Source organism: Pseudomonas fragariae (ex Marin et al. 2024) (assembly GCF_059621105.1).
The window spans coordinates 292,899-314,253 of sequence record NZ_CM184369.1; the positions used below are offsets into that span (position 1 = coordinate 292,899).

18 protein-coding genes are annotated in these 21,355 nt (G+C 59.0%); 8 read left to right on the forward strand and 10 right to left on the reverse strand.

Annotation, left to right across the window (positions count from 1 at the left end):
- Positions 1-102: 102 nt before the first annotated feature.
- Entirely contained in the window at positions 103-2,253 is a 2,151-nt protein-coding gene (gene katE, locus AC54XV_RS01365) for a catalase HPII (RefSeq protein WP_496717696.1), read from the reverse strand.
- A gap of 307 nt (positions 2,254-2,560) precedes the next feature.
- Between katE and AC54XV_RS01370 the strand changes: the two genes are divergently transcribed.
- The 5 genes from AC54XV_RS01370 to AC54XV_RS01390 all read left to right on the forward strand — a co-directional run bounded on the left by AC54XV_RS01370 (position 2,561) and on the right by AC54XV_RS01390 (position 7,349).
- Positions 2,561-3,568: a methionine ABC transporter ATP-binding protein gene (locus tag AC54XV_RS01370; RefSeq protein WP_011266296.1), complete on the forward strand. Its 1,008-nt coding sequence runs from the start codon at positions 2,561-2,563 to the stop codon at positions 3,566-3,568.
- Positions 3,568-4,242: a methionine ABC transporter permease gene (locus AC54XV_RS01375; protein WP_003317371.1), complete on the forward strand. Its 675-nt coding sequence runs from the start codon at positions 3,568-3,570 to the stop codon at positions 4,240-4,242. The genes AC54XV_RS01370 and AC54XV_RS01375 overlap by 1 nt, the downstream gene beginning before the upstream one ends.
- 50 nt (positions 4,243-4,292) lie before the next feature.
- Positions 4,293-5,066 carry a MetQ/NlpA family ABC transporter substrate-binding protein gene (locus AC54XV_RS01380; protein WP_003403866.1) on the forward strand — a complete coding sequence of 258 codons (774 nt, stop codon included), beginning with the start codon at positions 4,293-4,295 and terminating at the stop codon, positions 5,064-5,066.
- A gap of 547 nt (positions 5,067-5,613) precedes the next feature.
- Positions 5,614-6,846, forward strand: a complete 1,233-nt coding sequence (locus AC54XV_RS01385; RefSeq protein ID WP_496717699.1) for a DUF6861 domain-containing protein — start codon at positions 5,614-5,616, stop codon at positions 6,844-6,846.
- Positions 6,847-6,863: 17 nt separating this feature from the next.
- The gene (locus tag AC54XV_RS01390) at positions 6,864-7,349 is read left to right on the forward strand and encodes a hypothetical protein (protein ID WP_080267181.1); all 486 of its coding nucleotides are present in this window, start codon (positions 6,864-6,866) and stop codon (positions 7,347-7,349) included.
- Between the two features lie 6 nt (positions 7,350-7,355).
- On the opposite strand, the gene AC54XV_RS01395 is transcribed toward AC54XV_RS01390, so the two are convergent.
- Both AC54XV_RS01395 and AC54XV_RS01400 read right to left on the reverse strand, forming a co-directional pair.
- Positions 7,356-7,988, reverse strand: a complete 633-nt coding sequence (locus tag AC54XV_RS01395; RefSeq protein ID WP_011266297.1) for an SCO family protein — start codon at positions 7,986-7,988, stop codon at positions 7,356-7,358.
- A 69-nt stretch (positions 7,989-8,057) separates the two neighbouring features.
- Entirely contained in the window at positions 8,058-8,549 is a 492-nt protein-coding gene (locus tag AC54XV_RS01400; RefSeq protein WP_496717702.1) for a cytochrome c oxidase assembly protein, read from the reverse strand.
- Positions 8,550-8,797: 248 nt separating this feature from the next.
- Between AC54XV_RS01400 and AC54XV_RS01405 the strand changes: the two genes are divergently transcribed.
- Positions 8,798-9,448 carry a hypothetical protein gene (locus tag AC54XV_RS01405; RefSeq protein ID WP_011266299.1) on the forward strand — a complete coding sequence of 217 codons (651 nt, stop codon included), beginning with the start codon at positions 8,798-8,800 and terminating at the stop codon, positions 9,446-9,448.
- A gap of 120 nt (positions 9,449-9,568) precedes the next feature.
- On the opposite strand, the gene AC54XV_RS01410 is transcribed toward AC54XV_RS01405, so the two are convergent.
- From AC54XV_RS01410 to AC54XV_RS01430, 5 genes are all read right to left on the reverse strand, one after another.
- Positions 9,569-11,101 carry a SulP family inorganic anion transporter gene (locus AC54XV_RS01410; RefSeq protein ID WP_003403858.1) on the reverse strand — a complete coding sequence of 511 codons (1,533 nt, stop codon included), beginning with the start codon at positions 11,099-11,101 and terminating at the stop codon, positions 9,569-9,571.
- A gap of 104 nt (positions 11,102-11,205) precedes the next feature.
- Entirely contained in the window at positions 11,206-11,946 is a 741-nt protein-coding gene (locus AC54XV_RS01415; RefSeq protein WP_003414103.1) for a carbonic anhydrase, read from the reverse strand.
- A 207-nt stretch (positions 11,947-12,153) separates the two neighbouring features.
- Positions 12,154-13,212 (reverse strand): PA0069 family radical SAM protein, encoded by a 1,059-nt coding sequence (locus AC54XV_RS01420; protein WP_024643075.1) that lies wholly within the window; start codon positions 13,210-13,212, stop codon positions 12,154-12,156.
- A 122-nt stretch (positions 13,213-13,334) separates the two neighbouring features.
- Positions 13,335-14,003, reverse strand: coding sequence for an isoprenoid biosynthesis glyoxalase ElbB (gene elbB / locus AC54XV_RS01425; RefSeq protein WP_003403852.1), 669 nt, complete (start codon positions 14,001-14,003; stop codon positions 13,335-13,337).
- 186 nt (positions 14,004-14,189) lie between these two features.
- The gene (locus AC54XV_RS01430; RefSeq protein ID WP_011266302.1) at positions 14,190-14,852 is read right to left on the reverse strand and encodes a DedA family protein; all 663 of its coding nucleotides are present in this window, start codon (positions 14,850-14,852) and stop codon (positions 14,190-14,192) included.
- A gap of 231 nt (positions 14,853-15,083) precedes the next feature.
- Here AC54XV_RS01430 and hemB point away from each other — a divergent pair, with 231 nt between their 5' ends.
- Positions 15,084-16,094, forward strand: a complete 1,011-nt coding sequence (gene hemB / locus AC54XV_RS01435) for a porphobilinogen synthase (RefSeq protein ID WP_058823230.1) — start codon at positions 15,084-15,086, stop codon at positions 16,092-16,094.
- A gap of 16 nt (positions 16,095-16,110) precedes the next feature.
- On the forward strand, positions 16,111-18,321 hold the full coding sequence (gene ppk1 / locus AC54XV_RS01440; RefSeq protein ID WP_024643076.1) for a polyphosphate kinase 1: 2,211 nt from the start codon (positions 16,111-16,113) through the stop codon (positions 18,319-18,321).
- On the opposite strand, the gene ppx is transcribed toward ppk1, so the two are convergent.
- Together ppx and AC54XV_RS01450 are read right to left on the reverse strand one after the other, a co-directional pair.
- A complete protein-coding gene (gene ppx, locus AC54XV_RS01445; RefSeq protein WP_003403846.1) occupies positions 18,308-19,810 on the reverse strand; it encodes an exopolyphosphatase in 1,503 nt (500 codons plus the stop codon). The genes ppk1 and ppx overlap by 14 nt on opposite strands.
- Before the next feature lie 339 nt (positions 19,811-20,149).
- Positions 20,150-21,079 carry an IS110 family transposase gene (locus tag AC54XV_RS01450; RefSeq protein WP_024638365.1) on the reverse strand — a complete coding sequence of 310 codons (930 nt, stop codon included), beginning with the start codon at positions 21,077-21,079 and terminating at the stop codon, positions 20,150-20,152.
- Between the last annotated feature and the right edge of the window lie 276 nt (positions 21,080-21,355).

Genomic DNA, 21,355 nt, shown 5'->3' on the forward strand with positions numbered 1-21,355 from the left:
TGAGGAACGACAAGTGTCCGGGAGTATAAGCGGGGGGAGAGAGCGTCCGGAAAGGCGCTCCCACGCCGGAGCGTGGGAGCGATAAACGCAAGCAGCGTCAGATCAAGCCGGAACAGCCTTGGCTTTCACTTCACGATCCCACACACGGTGCTGAGCAATCGCGTGGAAGAACGGCTTGAACGATGTGCTATCGGACACCTCCAGCAGGCCCGCATCTTCTTCCAGGCGTAGCAGACTCAGCAGCTCTTTGGCTTCCCCGGCAAAGGAGATGGCCTTGAGGTGCTTGTAGGCTTCGAGGATGAAGTGCAATGCCACGCCGTCGCCTTTCAGCGCTTCGATCGAAGCCTCGCCTCCCGGCACGAAGACTGCGTCGAACGCGACCGAAGGCAGGCCTTCAGCCGATGCATCCACTGGCAGGCTCTGGCCGTCAGCTGTCTTGACCGGCGCGGAGGTCGGGCCCAGTACCTTGGCGTGTGCGCCTTCGGCAGTCAGTGCAGCCTTCATGGCTTCGACTACTTTGCCGTTGACGCCGTCAGCCACGAGAATGGCAACTTTGCGCGAGACGATATCGCCAGACAGCAGGTTGACCTGGCTCAGCGCCGGCGACTCTTTTACCGAAGTCTGACGCGCAGGTACGGTACCGGCAGTCGGTGCTGGCAAGCCGAGGTTGGCGGCTACACGCTTGGCCAGATCCATATCGATGTTGGCCAGAATCTCGTTGACCTGACGGGCACGAATGTATTCGCGCTCGACCTTGCCCAACTCGAAGCTGTAGGCCGCGATGATGTGCTCTTTCTCGTGGTGGCTCATGCTCTGGAAGAACAGGGTCGCCTGCGAGAAATGATCGCCGAACGACTCGCTGCGCTCGCGCACCTTATGCGCTTCAACACGCTCAGGGTAGGTCTCGAAGCCGCCATCTACCGGGCCGGCAGGGGTTTCTTTAGGCCAGCCGCCATCGATCGAGTTCGGCTCGTAGGAAGCGCGGCCCTTGTCGATAGTGGTGCGATGCTGTGCGTCACGCTGACCGTTGTGGTTCGGCGCAATCGGACGGTTGATCGGGATTTCGTGGAAGTTTGGCCCACCCAGACGGCTGATCTGCGTGTCGGTGTAGGAGAACAGGCGACCTTGCAGCAGCGGATCGTTGGAGAAATCGATACCCGGCACGATGTGGCCCGGGCAGAAGGCAACCTGCTCGGTCTCGGCAAAATAGTTGTCCGGGTTACGGTTCAGGACCATCTTGCCCAGTGGGGTAACCGGTACCAGTTCTTCCGGGATGATCTTGGTCGGATCGAGCAGGTCGAAGTCGAACTTGTGCTCGTCTTCCTCGGCAACGATCTGTACACCCAGTTCCCATTCCGGGTAGTCGCCCATCTCGATGGACTCCCACAGGTCGCGGCGGTGGAAATCGGTGTCCTTGCCGGCCAGCTTTTGCGCTTCGTCCCAGACCAGCGAGCACACGCCGAACTTGGGCTTCCAGTGGAACTTCACGAAGCTCGACTTACCTTCGGTGTTGATAAAGCGGAAGGTGTGGATGCCAAAGCCCTGCATGGTGCGCAGGCTTTTCGGGATCGCACGGTCGGACATGGTCCACAGCACCATGTGCGCGGATTCCGGCACCAGCGACACGAAGTCCCAGAAGGTGTCGTGAGCCGAGCCGCCAGTCGGGATTTCGTTGTGCGGCTCGGGTTTCACCGCGTGCACGAAGTCAGGAAACTTGATCGCGTCCTGAATGAAGAACACCGGCATGTTGTTGCCCACCAGGTCGAAGTTGCCTTCGTCGGTGTAGAGCTTGACGGCAAAGCCACGCACGTCACGCACGGTGTCGCCCGAGCCACGTGGGCCCTGAACGGTGGAGAAACGCACGAACACCGGGGTCTTCTTGCCCGGATCACGCAGGAAGCCCGCTTTACTCAGGGCGCCATGGTCTTCGTAAGTCTGGAAATAACCATGTGCTGCAGTACCGCGGGCGTGGACGATACGCTCCGGAATACGCTCATGGTCAAAGTGCGTGATCTTTTCACGCATGATGAAGTCTTCGAGCAGCGATGGGCCGCGGCTGCCGACTTTCAGGGTGTTCTGGTTATCGGAAATCTTGACGCCGTGGTTGGTGCGCAGGGCCTGCTGGGTCGCGTCCGAGCGAAACTGCTCGAGACTTTCCAGCTTTTCGTTGGTGTTGCCACGGTCCAGGGTGTCGGTACCTGCCATTTCGCTCTTGGGCGTTTCGGTTACAGGTGGTGCGTTCTTGCTAGCCATCAGAGACTCCTTATCTCGCCCCAATCATTGAGTTGGGTTCGCTGAATACGACTTCCCTGGCGTAAGCGGGAAATCACGGTATCCATGAAGTGACCGGAGCAAAAAACAGCCGTTCCTTTTATTTTCAGCATACGATCACCAACGGTCGTGTTATGCCCGTTGCGCAGGACAGCTGGTAAATAAATGCTAAGCACAGCGGGCCGGACAGGCTAAAATGCGCGCCCGGCTTTATCCGGCCGAGGTAACGAAGCAGGTGGTGCTCTAGCCACTGCGCTGATTTTTTAACGCGCCCCACAAGGTTCGCTCCGTGATCGAGTTTCATAACGTCCACAAAACCTATCGGGTGGCAGGCAAGGAAATACCGGCCCTGCACCCCACCAGCCTGCGCGTCGACAGCGGCCAGGTGTTCGGCATCATCGGCCACTCCGGCGCGGGCAAAAGTACCCTGCTGCGCCTGATCAACCGCCTGGAAACCCCCAGTGGCGGACAGATCGTGGTCGATGGCGAAGACGTCACTGCGCTCGATGCCAACGGCCTGCGCCGCTTCCGCCAACAGGTCGGGATGATCTTCCAGCACTTCAATCTGCTGGCGTCCAGAACCGTGGCCGACAACGTCGCCATGCCGCTGACCCTGGCAGGCGATATGCCGCGCAAGCAGATCGACCAGCGCGTGGCCGAATTGCTGGAACGGGTCGGGTTGTCCGATCACGCCAAGAAGTACCCGGCACAACTGTCGGGCGGCCAGAAGCAGCGCGTCGGCATCGCCCGCGCACTGGCTACCAAGCCCAAAATCCTGCTCTGCGATGAAGCCACCAGCGCGCTGGACCCGCAGACCACTGCGTCGGTTCTGCAACTGCTGGCCGAGATCAATCGCGAGCTGAAGCTGACCATCGTGCTCATTACCCATGAAATGGACGTGATTCGTCGCGTCTGCGATCAGGTGGCCGTCATGGACGCCGGGGTGATTGTCGAGCATGGCAAGGTCGCTGATGTGTTTCTGCATCCGCAGCACGCCACGACCAGGCGCTTTGTGCAGGAAGACGAGCAGATCGACGAAAACGAGCAGCGTGACGACTTCGCTCACGTTCAAGGCCGTATCGTGCGTCTGACGTTTCAGGGCGAGGCCACCTACGCGCCGTTGCTCGGCACGGTAGCGCGGGAAACCGGCGTCGATTACAGCATCCTTGCCGGTCGTATCGACCGCATCAAGGACACCCCTTACGGGCAGTTGACGCTGGCCGTCACCGGCGGCGACATGGACGCCGCCTTCGCGCGCTTCACCGCCGCGGATGTTCATATGGAGGTGCTGCGCTGATGGACGCTTTTCTGAACCTGTTTTCCAATGTCGACTGGTACGAGATCTGGGTGGCCACTGGCGACACGCTGATCATGCTCGGTGTATCGCTCGGCTTCACCATCCTGCTCGGCCTGCCGCTGGGCGTGCTGATGTTTCTCACCTCGCCGCGTCAGCTGCTGGAGCACAAGCAGCTGTATGCGACGGTCGGGGTGATCGTCAACATGCTGCGCGCGCTGCCGTTCATCATCCTGCTGATCGTGATGATGCCGTTGACCGAGATCATTACCGGTACGTCACTGGGCATCCTCGGCACCTTGCCGCCGCTGATCGCAGGCGCCACGCCGTTCTTTGCGCGTCTGGTAGAGACCGCACTGCGCGAAGTGGATCGCGGCATCATCGAAGCCACGCAGGCCATGGGCGCGACGACTCGGCAGATCATCGTCAAGGCACTGCTGCCCGAGGCGCGGCCGGGCATTCTGGCGGCGATCACGGTGACCGCCATTGCGCTGGTGTCGTTCACGGCCATGGCCGGTGCCGTGGGCGCTGGCGGGCTGGGCGACCTGGCGATCCGTTATGGTTATCAACGATTCCAGAACGATGTGATGTTCGTGACGGTCGTATTGTTGCTGGTGCTGGTGCAGATTCTGCAGACCATCGGCGACAGACTGGTCGCGCATTTCACACATCGTTGATCGAATCCGTTGGTATTGGCCCGCCTGTGCGGGCCCAAAGGAGTTGTTGCATGAAAAAACTATTGGCCATATTCGCCGCTGTCACCGCCTTGTCCGCGCAGGCCAACGAAACCCTGACCGTCGCGGCCTCTGCCGTGCCGCACGCCGAGATCCTCGAGTTCGTCAAACCGACCCTGGCCAAAGAAGGCGTGGACCTGAACATCAAGGTGTTCAATGACTACATCCAGCCTAACGTGCAGGTGTCGCAGAACCGTATGGACGCGAACTTCTTCCAGCACCAGCCGTACCTGGATGAGTTCAACAAGGGCAAAGGCACTGATCTGGTGGCTGTGGCCAAGGTTCACATCGAGCCTTTCGGCGCTTACTCGGAGAAGTTCAAGACGCTGGCAGAGCTGCCCAATGATGCCAATGTCGCCCTGCCCAACGATGCCACCAACGAAGGCCGCGCCTTGCTGCTGCTGGCCAAGGCAGGCCTGATCACTCTGAAGGAACCGGGCAACATCCTGTCCAAGCCTTCGGATGTGGTGAATAACCCGAAAAACCTGAAATTCCGTGAACTGGAAGCGGCCACGCTGCCCCGCGTGCTGACTCAGGTCGATCTGGCGCTGATCAACACCAACTACGCCCTGAGCGCCAAGCTTGACCCGACCAAGGACGCGCTGATCCTCGAAGGTGCCGATTCGCCCTACGCGAACATTCTGGTGGCCCGCCCGGACAACAAGGACTCGGACGCGATGAAGAAGCTGGTAGCCGCCTTGCAGAGCCCGGAAGTGAAAACCTTCCTGGCCGAGAAGTACAAAGGCGCGGTGTTGCCGGCGTTCTGATCTGATCGCACCTTGCGGTTCTCGCGCCAGCGCTCTGCGTCCCTTGCGACGCAGAGCGTCGGGCTGCATTCTGGAACGCTCTATCGCTCCTACGCTCTGCGTGGTAGCGCCCTTCGGGACGCTCCGCGTCACATTGCAGCCATTACGCCTGCTTCGGGCCGCACGAGCAGGCGGAGTTGCATGCCGTGACCTCGCAAGATGGAAGACAGGCAAATCCGAAGCAGGTCTTATAGTCGCTTCGCAGCCCGTTGCAGCTGTCGTTATCTCCTGAATCTCCCACGCCCCCAGGCATAAGCCGTTTTTCGTGCCTTTTCTGATCCAAGTATGACAATGAGCACGTAAGGCGGGGACGGTGATTAAGGTGCCCTTCATCCCTGCACCGCACGCCTTGCGTAGGCCCGGGCACAGGTAGGCCTTTGATTAACCCAAGCTAATGTAAGAATTTTCCGAGTTTTGCGGATTTCACGTGGCCCTCGGATTTTTTTGCACTTCTTCTGTTAGGTTGCTTGCGCATTAGCTGTATCAAGAGTTGTCAGGGAGACGCTGAATGTTCTTTTTCCGTATGCTGCCTTCGTGGAGTGAATTGCGACAGAGGCTGGACCACGACATGGGGTATCAGCCCGGCGGCCATTTTCGGAATCATCTTAACGAACCTGCACCTTCGCGATCACTGATCATTCGTCGTTTTGACTGCGTCAGAAGGGCGTTTGTCCTTGCCGAGTGGGAGGCTGGTCGCGTATTGGTAAGGCGTTTCTCTGACCTCGACATCTCCATCATTATCAAGGACTTGGTCGACGTCGTTGCGCAAATGGCCATGATTGTAGTGGGCAGTGCGTTTACGGGAGGCTTGATCGGCGCAGGCGTTGGCTCGGCTTTCTTCGGGATAGGTGCTTATCCCGGTGGTGCTCTTGGTACTGCGCTGGGATTACAGGCCAGTACGTTCATTTTGGGAGTGCTGGGTCTTAAGCCCATCGCCGAATACGTCGTCGATGGCTTCCCGCGCATCATCGGCTATTACTTGAGCGGCATTAAAACAGCATGGCGAGGACCTCGCGAGCGAGGACATAACCCGTTCATGAGTGACGATCCGTACGCCCAGAACAGCGCAACTCAAGACATTGCAAAAGGCCACGTGGAAGTAGTGATGCTGTTGCTGGGGGCGGTGGTTGAATACCTGACACGTGGCCGAGGCAACGCAGGTCTCCTCGCACAGGAAATGCGAGCCAGCCCCAAAGGAGAACGACTGGCCCAGTGGATGCTGGAGCACGAGGACGCGCTCAAGAAACGTCATGATTTGCAAAAGCCGGAGCCGCGCCGAGGCCCGTTTGATATACCGGAATCCTCTCTGCAGCAGGTAGCTGATCGCCCTGGAGCAAATGCCAATGCGATGAATCAAGCTGAACCGGAAGTCCTTGCAAAAGTTAATAGCGGCCGCAGTCCGTATTCTGAATTGAACGGTGCAATCGGAGAGGCACGTGGTTGGGCTCAAGTGATTGAGTCAGGACAAATACCTATATCAGCACCAGGCAAAGCATCGTTACCAGGCGCAGATTACATTACCTACGATCCAGCATCACGTTCAGTGATTGTTTGGGATGCAAAATACCGTGCTCCAGGCGGAAGCTATCCAGCTTCTTTACCACCTTCAAAGTTACAGGCGTGGCAGGCAGAAATCATAAGTTCTGTCAGAAACATGCCCGAGGGCCAAGCTAAAGTAGCTGCAGAAAAAGCGCTTAAGGCTGGCAGGGTTGAAGGTCGTCTATTAAAATGGCCGCAATAAGTGTGAGGCATAAGAGAATGCAAAATTGGGTATCGTTGTGCAGGATGAAAGCCGGAGAAATTATCGACGTGCGGGAGGCATCCGTTCTACCGATGGAGGACGATGCATATAAAGTTTCAGAGGAGCAATATTTATTGGTTGATGCCTCAAGTGATGATACAGATGGCAAACTTTGTTTGCTGTCTTTTTACTGGGCTGCCAGTGAGCGTGCATTTCGAAGAGCTTATTATAAAGATGTTGAAGGTGATGATAACGCTGAAGGTATGCCTCCGCCTGAATTGCTTCCGGTTGGTGCGGGCAGTACTTACAGCCAGATAAGAGAAGCTTTAGACTTCAAAGGCTCTCAGAAATTTATGGAATACGCATCTTATCGTGTAATGTCTGATGGTGCCTTTGTTCATAAGAGTTTGGAAAGCTCATCGGCTGTTTATTATTTTCGGTCGCCTACGAGTATCGATAATGAGCTGCCTTATGCCATTCTCTGGAAGCCTCACGGCGGTTGAGCTGGTCTAATCCCTTCCCAGCAACCCCGGCAATTGCTTCACCAGCTTCCTGTTGTTCAGCGGCGCGCGGATAAAGCCGCGCTGCGTGCCGTCCGGGCCGATCAGGGCCAGGTTACCGCTGTGGTCGACGAAGTAGTTCGGTTTACCGGTATCGGCCGGAATGAACGGGATGCTCACGGCATTGGCCAGTGTCTGGATATCAGCGACAGGTGCCGTCAGGCCGATGTACTGCGGGTCGAAGTAGCCCAGGTATTGCTTGAGCTGCTGCGGTGTGTCGCGGTTCGGGTCGACGCTGACCAGCACTACCCGCATGCGCTTGACTGTCTCTTCGGGCAGCTCGGACCTGATCTGCTTGATCTGCGCCAGGGTCGTGGGGCAGATGTCCGGGCAGAAGGTGTAGCCGAAGAACATCAGCGTCCATTGGTCTTTCAAGCCATCAAGGGGCACGGCCGCGCCGTTCTGGTCGGTCATGCTCAGGGCCGGCAATTGGCGGCTTTTGGGGAGCAGGACAATACCGGCGTCGTTGAGCGCCGCCTGATCCTGTGAGCTGCGGCCGGGCAGCACCTGACTGAGAATCACACCCAGAATCAGGGCGACGATGGCGGCAGCAATGAAAACGCTTTTCTGAGTACGGGTCATGGTGTCAGTGCGAGTAGTGATCGGCGTGCGGCCGGGGATGATGGCCTATATTGCGCGCCGAGCCTAGGTCTAGGGCGTGGTGACATCGAACAGCGTATAGGCCAGCGTCAGGTGTTTTACATCGTCGGGCATGTCCCGGTCGATGATGAAGCGTACCGGCATCTCGATGCGCTCGCCCGGCTGCAATGTCTGTTGCGTGAAGCAGAAACATTCGGTCTTGTGAAACCACGCAGCCGCTTTTCCGGGTGAAATACCCGGGACGGCCTGGGCTTTCATCGGTCTGTCGGTCGGGTTCTGCGCGATGAAGATCATCTCGTTGACCGTGCCGGGATGGACCTGCATCTGGCTGGCCTGTGGATAAAACGCCCAGGTCATCCCGGCAACGTTGCTGGCGGTGAACTGCACTTCGACCTGGCGCGAAGCGTCCTCACCCGGTAGGGCATTGTCATGTCCGGTCAGCACGCCATAGAGCGACGGCCATGCCAATCCACCTATCAGCATGATCACTATTAAGCACGTCAAACGCAGGACGAGCCGTTTGGACAAAAGAGGCTGGCTCATGCGTGGCTCACTTTTTTATGTCGGACAGCGTGTCGAAAGAGCTGCGGGCGACTTCAGAGTAGCCTGCTTATTCAAAACGCGAGCTGCAGCGCGCCCGCATGGCCGGGCACGGCAGCGGTATATAGCCAATGTATCTAAATGTGAGTCACATATAGCAAAACCGTCTTAGGCGTTTAGTTAAGCAAGCTAACGTATGACTTTCCATCAACCAACCACGGGGCCTGACGCCTCCAGGAGTCCCAGCAGCCATGAACACCGCCGCATTGCGCGAGCAGATACAACTAGCCCATCAACATGAGGCCCGGACCGGCCACTTGCTGCAACAGTTGGCACAAAAGCTCCCACATCTCCATCCTGCCATCCACCTGCCGGAAGTCGATGCGAAAGATGTTCTGGCGCGCTTCGTCACGGCCTACATCGATCTGGTACCCGATCTGCTGGACGCAGCTCATGAGGTCGCGCTGGAAGCCGGGATCGAAGGTCAGATAAAGCCGGTGCTGAAAATCGCCGAGCATTTTTTCGCGGCCCCACCTTCCATCATGGATGGGCATGAAGGCCTGGAAAGCCTGCTGGACGAGGCTTATCTGGCCCACCGGTTGGTCGAGGAAGTGAATGACCTGTACATCAAGCATTTCGGTCAGCCGCTGATACCGTCAAATACCACGGTTGCCAGCGTGATTGCCCACCAGTTGATCGGCGAGCAGTTTGCCAACCAGCTGGACGAAGCGGTTCACCATGCCGTCGACGAGTTGCTTGATGAAGAGAGTTTCGCGCTGGACTCGGTCGAGGCCTACCGCGAGAAGCTGATCAGCCCTGAAACAGGAGCGGCCTGGCAGCGCTGGCCAAGCCTGTCACGGCAATTGGGCGTCGGCCTGGAGCTGGAGCGCTCCGCGGTCTGATTCAGAGGCCCGAATCACTGTCTTCGCCGGCAATGGAAGGAGCCGGATATCGCTCCGCTGCTACGCGAAGACCCATCCGGCTCTCATGTTTCCAGGGCTGTGATAACAGGGTGGCGACTATCAGGCTGCGCCCGAGCCGATCCCCGTTGTGGTGTAGATCCGCCCTTCAAGACGACGCTTCAAGCCCCGCGGTTCGATAAGCAACCGGGTGCCATGAGCGGCATTGGAACGACCCCATTCTTCCAGCAGTTCCAGACACGAGTGGTCGATGTAGGACAGATTGCCCAACGGCACATGCACCGTGCTGCCCTGTGGGATAGTGCCCAGTGCCTGAGTCAGCGCCGGTACCTTGAGGAAGGTTGCGGCACCGACCAGACGCAGCTCGAATTCCTTCTCGCCCGCCAGTTCGACCACATTGATCTTCAGACGCGAAGCCTTGAACGCCAGCTTCACCAGGGTCAGGCCGAAACCGACCAGTACACCGGTCAGCAGGTCGGTGAAGATGATCGCCACGGCAGTCGCCGCATACGTGAACATCGGCATCCGGCCATAGCGGCCCAGACCACGAAATGCCTTCAGGTCGACCAGCTTCAGACCGGTGTAGACCAGCACGCCGGCCAGACTCGCGACCGGAATGCTTTGCAGCACGCTCGACAGCAGCAATACGAACGCCAGCAGCCACAGGCCGTGGAAGATCGTCGAGAAGCGCGTGGTAGCACCGGCCTGGACGTTGGCCGAACTGCGTACGATAACGCCGGTCATCGGCAATGCACCGAGCACGCCGCAGAGCATATTGCCCACACCTTGAGCGCTGAGCTCCTTGTCGAAGTCCGAACGCTGGCCACTGTGCATGCGGTCGACCGCCGAGGCAGAAAGCAGCGTCTCGGCACTGGCGATGAACGCTACGACGATAGCGGCCACCAGAATGGCAGGGTCGGCCAGGTTCATCAGGTCAGCCGGGCGAAGCCAGTCGATGGCGTCGGCCAGGTTGTCAGGCACTTCGACACGCTTGACCTGCAAGGCCATGAACAGACTGATACCGGTTGCGATACCCACGCCCAGCAGTGCGCCGGGTACGAAGCGCAAAGACTGCGGACGGAGTTTTTCCCAGCCCCACATGATCAGCATGGTGCCCAGACCGAGCATACCGGCCTGCATGCCGGTGCCTGGCCCGAAGGCCTGGATCAGTGTGGACGGGAAGGCGATCAGATTGTCCAGCCCGGAGGGTTTGGGACCGCTGTCGAACATCACGTGTGCCTGTGACAGTACGATCAACACGCCGATACCGGCGAGCATGCCATAGACCACCGCAGGTGCCGTGACCCGGAACCAGCAACCAAGCTTGAATCGACCCGCCAGCAGCTGAAGCAATCCGGCGAGTACCAGGATAGGACCCAGCATGGCCATGCCGTGCTCGCGTACCACTTCAAAAACCAGTACTGCCAGACCGGCTGCGGGACCGCTGACCTGCAACGGCGAACCGGCTATCCAGCCGACTATCAGCCCGCCCACGATGCCGGTGATCAGACCCTTGGCCGGAGGCATGCCGGATGCAATGGCGATCCCCATGCACAGCGGCAGGGCGACCAGGAACACGACCACGGAAGCGAGCAGCTCCCGTGGTAAAGCGGTTTTCAATGCTGTAATACCCATGACGCTTCTCCGGGATTCTTCAGACGAGGCAAGACGGGCGACGCGCATCCTGCGCAGCCGCCATCAGCTGATAAAGAAGGGCTTGCCGTCAGTCGGACTGGTGATCAGTCGGCTGAAAAGCGTGCTTTCGGTGAAGCCATCGGCGTCGGTCCCGTACCGTCGAGCGGTATGAAACGATCGAGCTCGGCGTCATAAGCCAGGATCTCGCTGGTTTCGATGCTGTAGACCCAGCCATGAATGAACAATTGGCCGCTGGCCATTTTCGCTGCGACCGAAGGGTGGGTGCGCAGGTGTTGCAACTGGGAAATCACGTTTTCCTGAGTCAGGACCTGCATGGTTTCCAGTTCGCCGCTGCAGCTGCAGTTCTGCTCGACCACCGTGCGGGCAACCTCGGCATGGCGCAACCAGGCTTTTACCGTAGGCATCTTGTCCAGGCTGTCGGGGTTGAGCACTGCGCGCATGGCGCCGCAGTCAGAGTGTCCGCAAACGATGATGTGCTGCACGCCCAGTGCAACCACTGCGTATTCCAGAGCGGTGGACACGCCGCCGTTCATCTGGCCATACGGCGGTACGACGTTGCCGACGTTACGCGTGACGAACAGGTCGCCTGGCGAACTTTGGGTAATCAATTCGGGCACGATGCGCGAGTCGGCGCAGGTGATGAACATGGCCCGTGGAGATTGGGCGGTCGCCAGCTTCTTGAACAGTTCTTCCTGCTGGGGGAAGACCTCTTTACGGAAATGTACAAAGCCATCGACGATATGTTTCAACGCTACGTCGGCGCTGTCTGAATGGCTTGATGTGCTGGACGACGTAGCCGAATGCTGTTTACCGATGTCTGTCATGTCTTCACCCTCTCTGACGAATTGATGTGGATTCTTCATGCCTGTTTGACCAGAGCCGGATGTGATCCCTCTCTAAAAGGCATCACGAACAAATCCCTTGAGCGCTATCGCTGATGACACTCCGAGTAACAGACTAATCGCCGAAGCTTAAACGAAACTGAATGCGATGGCTCTGGGACGCGGGTTTGCACGATAGTACCAAGTTCGTCACAGCAGCGACATTTGCCCTCCCGGCGGACAAAACGCATCGCAATCGAGTGCAAATCCACCCCGTTTGTTCAATCCGAGGCGTTTGATCGCCAGGGCATAGCGTTGAGCCAGCAGGTCGGCAAACGGTCCTTCGCCACGCATTCGAGAACCAAACGTGCTGTCGTACACGGCTCCGCCGCGACTTTGACGAATCAGACTCATGACATGCTCGGCGCGTTGCGGGTAATGCGTCTTCAGCCACCCGTCGAACAGCGGCGCGACTTCCAGCGGCAGGCGCAGCATCACGTAGCTGGCGCTCAGGGCGCCCGCAGCCTTCGCTTCGCTCAGCAGTGCCTCCAGCTCGCTGTCGTTGATCATCGGGATCATTGGCGCACACAGCACACCGACCGGGACCCCCGCCTGACGCAGTACCCGAATGGCCCGCAGGCGGGCCTTGGGCGCTGCGGCCCTGGGTTCGAGGATGCATTTGAGCTCGTCATCCAGTGTGGTCAGGCTGATGAACACCGACACCAGCCGCAGTCTGGCCATCTCTGCCAGCAGATCCAGATCGCGCAGGATCAGCGAGCCTTTGGTAATGATGCTGACCGGATGCCGATAGCGCAGTAACACCTCAAGCGTCGCCCGGGTGATGCGGTACTCACGCTCGATCGGCTGGTAGGGGTCGGTGTTGGCCCCGAGGGTAATGGGCGCGCAGCGGTAGCCGGGTTTGGACAGCTGTTGCTCGAGCAGCGCCGCGGCGTTGGTCTTGGCGATCAGCCTGGTCTCGAAGTCCAGGCCGGGCGACATGTCCCAGTAGGCGTGGCTGGGTCTGGCGAAACAATAGATGCAGCCGTGCTCGCAGCCCCGGTAGGGATTGATCGACCTGTCAAAGGGGATATCCGGCGAGCTGTTGCGGGTAATGATGCTTTTGGCTGTTTCGCTGGTGACCTGGGTGCCTTGCGTGAGCGGCACTTCCTGATACCAGCCATCATCTTCGGCCACCGACTGACTGGGTGCGAAGCGGTTATGCGGATTGCTGGCAGTACCTCGGCCACGAACCGGATAGGGGCTGGACATCGGGCATTACTCATATACTGTTCATGCATACAGTACAGTATAAAGCCTGGATGAATCACCATGGCCGGCCTGCAAAACACCGCCCGCCTGACGGGCGGTGCCTTGGGCAGGCAGGGCGCCGATCAGGCATCGCCCTCGTGGGTCAGTTCCAGCACGCGGTCAACCAGCTTGTTGATGCCCGAGGCCGCCTCGCTGATGCTCTTGGCGACCATGTAGGCAGGTGTGCTGACCAGTTTTCGGGCTTCGTCCTCGACGATATCATCGACGGCGCATTCCGCATGGCTGCCGCCCATTTTGGTGATGGCCGCAGCGGTTTCAGGGTCGTTGCCGATGGTGCAGGTAACGCCGGGGCCATAGATCTTGGCCGCGAGTGCCGGGGTGATGCAGATCAGCCCGACCGGTTTGCCGGCTTCGGCAAACGCCTCGGCGAGCTCCAGCAGTCCGGCTTCGACCTGGCAGGCCGGGCCTTGCAGGGCAAGGTCGGAAAGATTCTTTGCCGAGCCAAAACCGCCCGGGATGATCAGGGCGTCAAAGTCTTCGGCATTTGCTTCGCGGATGTCCTTCACTTCGCCGCGTGCAATGCGCGCAGACTCGACCAGCACATTGCGCGACTCGGGCATTTCCTCACCGGTCAGGTGATTGACCACATGATGCTGAGTGATGTCGGGCGCAAAGCACTGAACCTGCGCACCGCGCTGATCCAGACGCAGCAGGGTGAGGACGCTTTCGTGAATCTCGGCACCGTCGTAGACGCCACAGCCGGAGAGGATTACAGCCACTTTTTTCTGCATCGATTTCGGCTCCTTTTGCTCGATCAACCTGAGGCTTGTTTTAATTTGTCTGTTCAGTTGATCGCTTAACGGGCCGAGTGTTCAGTTCAGGCATTGCTGGTTGTGCAAAGGTGCATGGGGAGGGCGGTGGTCGCGCTGTCGCCGAGCGAGGCCTGTCAGCCTGCGCTCGGGAGGGGGACTGAGCGTTTATTCGTCGGATTTTTTCGTCAGGTCGACGGGCACGGTGATCGGCTCCTCCAGGTCGGAGGCCGCTGCCGATGCGCAGAAGCGGCTCCTTTCTTCACGCTCTTCACGGGCGATACGGGCGTTCTTGATGCGTCGGCGTATCCACAGGGCCAGCCCCAGCAGTATCAGTGCGCCCAGCACCCAGAGTTCATATTTCTTGACGTTGCCCAGCAAGCCTTCGAGCACCGCGCCGAAATGGTAGGCAGCTGAACCCAGCGCTGCGGCCCAGACAGCCGCGCCGATACCGTTCAGCAGGAGATAACGCCCGGGGGGATAGCCCGACAGGCCGATGGCCACAGGCATGACCGTTCGCAGGCCGTACACGAAGCGGAAGCCCAACACCCAGATGTCCGGGTGCTTGCGGACCAGCCGCAGCGCCTTGTCGCCCATGAGTTGCCAGCGAGGTTTGCGCGCCAGGAGCTTGCGGCCATGCTTGCGCCCCATGAAATACCACAACTGGTCACCCGCATAACTGCCAAAAAAGGCTACGAGGATGACGATGTTGAGGTCCATGTATCCGCGAAACGCCAGAAATCCGGCAAGAACCAGAATGGTCTCGCCTTCAAAAAAGGTGCCGAGGAACAGGGCGAAGTAGCCGAATTCGTTCAAGAAATTCTGGAGCATTGTCTGGATGCTGGCGAAATGAACGCGCAGCCTAACGCGCCCAAGGCAATCATGAAAGTGTCCATATGTGTCTCGACGTTAAAGATTCTTGCAACCACAATGGTCCTATCCCTTCAAAGGCCGCGACCGCGACGTGCAGTCGCAGGTCGAACCATGACTGTCACACATTGGTCATAATGGCGGCTTATAACTGTCGCGCTTGCCCGCGTAAGCGGGCTCAGGAGTCTCGCCGTGAGCTTTACCCCCGCTAACCGCCTGTTTCCTCTCACTCGTCTGCGCCGTAATCGCCGCGACGACTTTTCCCGTCGGCTGGTGCGTGAAAACGTTGTCACTGTCGACGATCTGATTCTTCCGGTATTTGTACTCGATGGTGAAAACCGTCGTGAATCCATCGCCTCGATGCCTGGCGTCGAGCGCTTGAGCGTGGATCTGTTGCTCAAGGAAGCCGAGCACTGGGTCGCGCTGGGTATCCCTGCGCTGGCGCTGTTCCCGGTGACACCGCTGGAAAAGAAATCCCTCGACGGCGCCGAAGCCTGGAACCCGGACGGCATCGCCCAGCGCGCGACCCGCGCCCTGCGTGACCGTTTCCCGGAGCTGGGCGTCATCACTGATGTGGCGCTGGACCCGTTCACCACGCATGGTCAGGACGGCATCCTCGACGAAGAGGGCTATGTTCAGAACGACATCACTGTCGACGCGCTGGTGAAGCAGGCGCTGTCGCACGCCGATGCCGGTGCTCAGGTGATCGCTCCGTCGGACATGATGGACGGTCGTATTCAGGCCATCCGCGAGTCTCTGGAGCTGGCCGGGCATGTCAATGTCAGGATCATGGCCTATTCGGCCAAGTACGCCAGTGCCTACTACGGCCCGTTCCGTGATGCGGTGGGTTCCTCCCTGAATCTGGGCAAGGCCAACAAGGCCTCCTATCAGATGGACCCGGCCAACAGCAACGAGGCCCTGCACGAAGTGGCGGCCGACCTTGCCGAAGGCGCCGACATGGTCATGGTCAAGCCAGGCATGCCTTATCTGGACATTCTGTACAGGGTCAAGGATGAGTTCAAAGTGCCGACCTTTGTTTATCAGGTCAGCGGTGAATACGCGATGCACATGGCCGCAATCCAGAACGGTTGGCTGAGTGAAGGGGTGATTCTCGAATCCCTCACTGCCTTCAAACGCGCCGGCGCCGACGGCATCCTTACCTACTTTGCTGTTCGCGCCGCTCAACTGTTGAAGGGGCAATAGCCTCACAGGAACATTCATGAATACCGAAGCACTCATCGAAGCCGCTGTTCAAGTCGATGTCCCGGAGGCAACGCCCGTGGTCGAACCTGACATCGAAGTAATCCCGGCCATCGAGGCACCCGCCGCTCTGGTGCCCGCTATCGTCGCGCCCAACCTGGACGACAGCAGCCTGTATATCCACCGTGAACTGTCGCAACTGCAGTTCAATATCCGGGTTCTGGAACAGGCGCTCGATGAGTCCTACCCGTTGCTGGAGCGGCTGAAGTTTCTGCTGATCTTCTCCAGCAACCTCGATGAGTTCTTCGAGATTCGTGTTGCAGGCCTGAAGAAGCAGATCACCTTTGCCCGTGAACAGGCGGGCGCCGACGGTCTGCAGCCGCATCAGGCGCTGGCCAGGATCAGCGAGCTGGTGCACGGTCATGTGGATCGTCAGTACGCGATCCTCAACGACATTCTGCTGCCGGAGCTGGAGAAACATCAGGTCCGCTTCATTCGTCGCCGTCACTGGACGGCCAAGCTCAAGGCCTGGGTACGACGCTACTTCCGCGACGAGATCGCGCCGATCATCACCCCGATCGGTCTCGACCCGACGCACCCGTTCCCGTTGCTGGTCAACAAGAGCCTGAACTTCATCGTCGAGCTTGAAGGTATCGATGCCTTCGGGCGCGACTCCGGTCTTGCGATCATTCCCGCGCCGCGTCTGCTGCCGCGTGTGATCAAGGTGCCGGAAGAGGTCTGCGGGCCTGGCGATAACTTCGTGTTCCTGTCGTCGATGATCCACGCCCACGCTGACGATCTGTTTCAGGGCATGAAGGTCAAGGGCTGCTACCAGTTCCGCCTGACCCGCAACGCCGACCTGGCGCTGGACTCCGAAGATGTGGAAGACCTGGCGCGCGCACTGCGTGGCGAGCTGTTCTCGCGTCGCTATGGTGATGCGGTACGTCTGGAAGTGGCGGACACCTGCCCGAAACACCTGTCGGACTACCTGCTCAAGCAGTTCAACCTGCACGAGTCCGAGCTGTATCAGGTGAATGGCCCGGTCAACCTGACGCGTCTGTTCAGCATCACCGGCCTGGATAGCCACCCAGAATTGCAATACCCGCCGTTCACGCCAGCCATTCCCAAGCTGCTGCAGAACAGCGAAAACGTTTTCAGCGTGGTCAGCAAGCAGGACATCCTGTTGCTGCACCCTTTCGAGTCGTTCACGCCGGTGGTCGACCTGCTGCGCCAGGCGGCAAAAGACCCGCACGTGCTGGCGGTACGCCAGACGCTGTATCGCAGCGGAGCGAACTCGGAAATCGTCGATGCACTGGTCGATGCCGCGCGTAACGGCAAGGAAGTCACTGCGGTGATCGAGTTGCGTGCGCGTTTCGACGAAGAGTCCAACCTGCAACTGGCCAGCCGCCTGCAGGCCGCCGGTGCGGTGGTGATCTACGGCGTGGTCGGCTTCAAGACCCACGCCAAGATGATGCTGATCCTGCGTCGCGAAGCGGGCGAGATCGTGCGTTATGCGCATCTCGGGACCGGCAACTACCACGCCGGTAACGCACGTCTGTATACCGACTACAGCTTGCTGACCTCCGATGACGCCTTGTGCGAAGACGTCGGTAAACTGTTCAGCCAGTTGATCGGCATGGGTAAGACGCTGCGCATGAAGAAGCTGCTGCACGCGCCGTTCACGCTCAAGAAAGGCATGCTCGACATGATCGCCCGCGAGACGCAATTTGCGCTCGATGGCAAACCTGCACACATCATCGCCAAGTTCAACTCGCTGACCGATCCGAAGATCATCCGGGCGTTGTACAAGGCCAGTCAGTCCGGTGTGCGCATCGATCTGGTGGTGCGCGGCATGTGCTGCCTGCGTCCGGGCATCGCCGGGGTTTCGCACAATATCCATGTGCGCTCGATCATCGGCCGCTTCCTGGAGCACACGCGGGTGTTCTACTTCCTCAACGGCGGCGACGAGCAGATGTTCCTGTCGAGTGCCGACTGGATGGAGCGCAACCTCGACAAGCGCGTCGAGACCTGCTTCCCGGTGGAAGGCAAGAAGTTGATTCTGCGTGTGAAGAAGGAGCTGGAAAGCTACCTGACCGACAACACCCACAGCTGGCTGTTGCAGTCGGACGGGCGTTACGTGCGCAGCACGCCGACCGGTAATCAGAACCCGCGAAGCGCCCAGGCGACCCTTTTGGAGCGCCTGAGCAACCCGGTCCTCAGCGTACGCTGAAGACGATGCCGACTCGGGTCAGCCACTCCGCTTCCAGCGCGAAGTCGGCCTGAGTCAGCTGATTGTTTTCCAGCCAGCCTTTCGGGAATTCGGCGTCCAGATTCGGGCCGTCGGCACGCAACGTCACACGCGGCATCTCCTGGGTGCCGCGAATGTGGTGAAACAGAATCGCAAAGCGCAACAGCACGCACAGGCGAATCAGCTTGATGCCTTCAGCGCCGAAATCGGCGAACTTGTCCTTGGGAATATTACGGCGATGACCGCGCACCAGCAGTGCGAGCATTTGCTGGTCTTCGCGTGAGAAGCCGGCCAGGTCGGAGTGCTCGATCAGGTACGCGCCGTGCTTGTGGTAGTGATAGTGGGCGATGTCCAGGCCGATCTCGTGCACCTTGGCCGCCCAGCTCAGCAGTTCGGCATAACTCTCGTGCTGCAATTCCCAGCTCTCGGCAACCTGCTCCAGCGCATGCAGCGCCTTGGCTTCGACGCGTGCAGCCTGTTCCAGATCGACGTGATAACGCTCCATCAACGAGCTGAGTGTGCGTTCACGTACGTCTTCATGATGATGGCGGCCCATCAGGTCGTACAGCACGCCTTCACGCAGGGCACCTTCGCAGTGATCCATGCGCTTGAGTTCGAGGGCGTCGAAGATGGCTTCCAGAATCGCCAGGCCTGCGGGAAAAATGGCGCGACGGTCGGGCTTGATGCCATCGAAGTCGATCTTGTCCACGTCACCCAGCTTGAACAGCTTGCGCTTGAGCCAGGCCAGCCCTTCGGCGTTGACCTCGCCAGCGCCGTAACCATTGGCCTTGAGCGCCAGACCGATAGCACGAATGGTGCCTGACGAGCCGATCGCTTCATCCCACTTGAGGCGATGCAGCGCGTGTTCAATGCTCATGATTTCCAGGCGCGCAGCGGTGTACGCCTGAGCGTAACGGGCCGGTGTCACCTTGCCGTCGCGGAAGTAGCGCTGGGTAAAACTCACGCAGCCCATCTGCAGGCTTTCCCGCAGCAGCGGCTCGAAGCGCTGGCCGATGATGAATTCGGTACTGCCGCCGCCGATGTCGGCGACCAGACGTTTGCCCGGGGTGTCGGCCAGCGTGTGGGAGACGCCCAGGTAAATGAGGCGCGCTTCCTCGCGACCGGAAATCACTTCCACCGGGTGGCCGAGAATTTCTTCGGCGCGGTGAATGAAGTCGTTGCGGTTACGCGCCTCGCGCAGGGCATTGGTGCCCACGATGCGCACCGCACCGGGCGGCAGCCCGTTGATCAACTGGGCGAAACGTTTCAGGCAGTCGAGACCGCGCTGCATGGATTCTTCGGTCAGCTGGCGCTCTTCGTCGATGCCAGCGGCCAACTGCACCTTCTCGCCCAGGCGCTCAAGAATGCGAATCTCGCCCTGATTGGCTTTTGCCACAACCATATGAAAGCTGTTGGAGCCCAGGTCGATAGCGGCGATCAGTGAAAAATTCTTGGGTGTTGAGTGCGGCATGGTCAGGAAATCCGGTTCGATAACCGGACCATCGTGCCACGATCCATGCCTGCCGCCAACGCGAAGCTGTTCAGGCACCGTAAATACCCGGTATTACTCGCGCGCGTGGCGTATGGCTATCAATGCCATGTGACGCAGAGCGTTACCAAAATGCATTGCCACGCTAAAGCGTGCGGAACGAGAGGTATCCCTAAGAACGCCATCTTGTCTATGCGCCGCGCTCAGCGTAATACACAGTCTTCGTGGGAGCCAACTGTCTTTCATCATCCCCCGATGAATGGGCATTTTATAATGCCATCGCGGATAGATTCCGCGATGGCAGGCAAAGCCCGCCCCCATTCAAACCGCATGATCACGCCATGGTGTTCCGTCGCGCACCATGGCGTTCAGGCGTATCAGCAACACCCGCATGCAGGCCACCAGGGCCACTTTCGCGCACTTGCCTTTGGCACGCAGCCTCGCATACCGCTCCTTGAAATCGGCGTTATAGCGCACCATCACCAGCGCACACATGTAGGTCGCACGGCGCAGTTTCGTCCGCCCACCGTAGATCTGCCGCTTGCCGACCTTGCTACCGCTGTCGTTGTTATACGGTGCCACACCGGCTAACGCTGCGATTTGTCCACGACTCAGGTCACCCAGCTCTGGCAGGTAGCAGAACAGGCTGGCGATTGTCACTGGGCCTACGCCCTTTACGGCATGCAGCCGCTGCAGCAGTTCTGAGTCGACCTTGCGCGCTTGTGCATCGACAAGCTGATCTACCGCTTTGATCTGCACTTTGAGGCTGGCTTCCAACGCAAGGTAAATGTCCACCACGCTGGGCAATATGGCCTGTTTGATACGGCGCCGGTTGTCGTCACGTTGTTGAAGCAGGTTGTTGCGCAAGTTCACCAGCTCAAGCAGGACTTCGCGCTCCTCGTCAGGCTTTGCGAAGCCCTTCGCCTCCAGGCTGGAGGCGAACATGGCCAGCATTTGCGCATCGATTGGATCGGTCTTGGCACGCTTGCCCATGGCCAGAGCGAACTGACGTGAGCGAACAGGGTTAATACGCTGGATCTTGAACCCTGCATTAGCCAGAAGCTTTACCGACAGTTTCTCGTAACCACCGGTGGCTTCAACAAGAACGCGCTCAACCTGATGGGCGCTGAGGTACTCGGCAATGCTGGCGAGACCTTCTTCAGTATTAGGTACACACAGCTCATCCGCTTTGGGAAACAGCGCAACCTGCAGCGTGGCCTTGGAAACATCAATACCGGCATAGGCGGACATGAGTAAAACCTCTAGGATAAAGGGTGAGAGGCGCTTTGGCCTGGCTCACGCTTGTTGTTCGAGGTCGGACTCAGTCAACTGTTCGAGCTTTGAGCCAAAGCGGGAAGAGTGGATGGCAGCTTGGCTCCCACACGTGCTCTAGGCACCGCGATTTGTCAGCTTGCCATCCACCCCTCTCACCCCAGACTTTACCTTGATCAAAGACACAAGCGAGCTTGCTCGCGAAGAGGCCGGTGCAGCCCCCGGAGATATGGTGTTTGGAGCAACGCCTTCGTG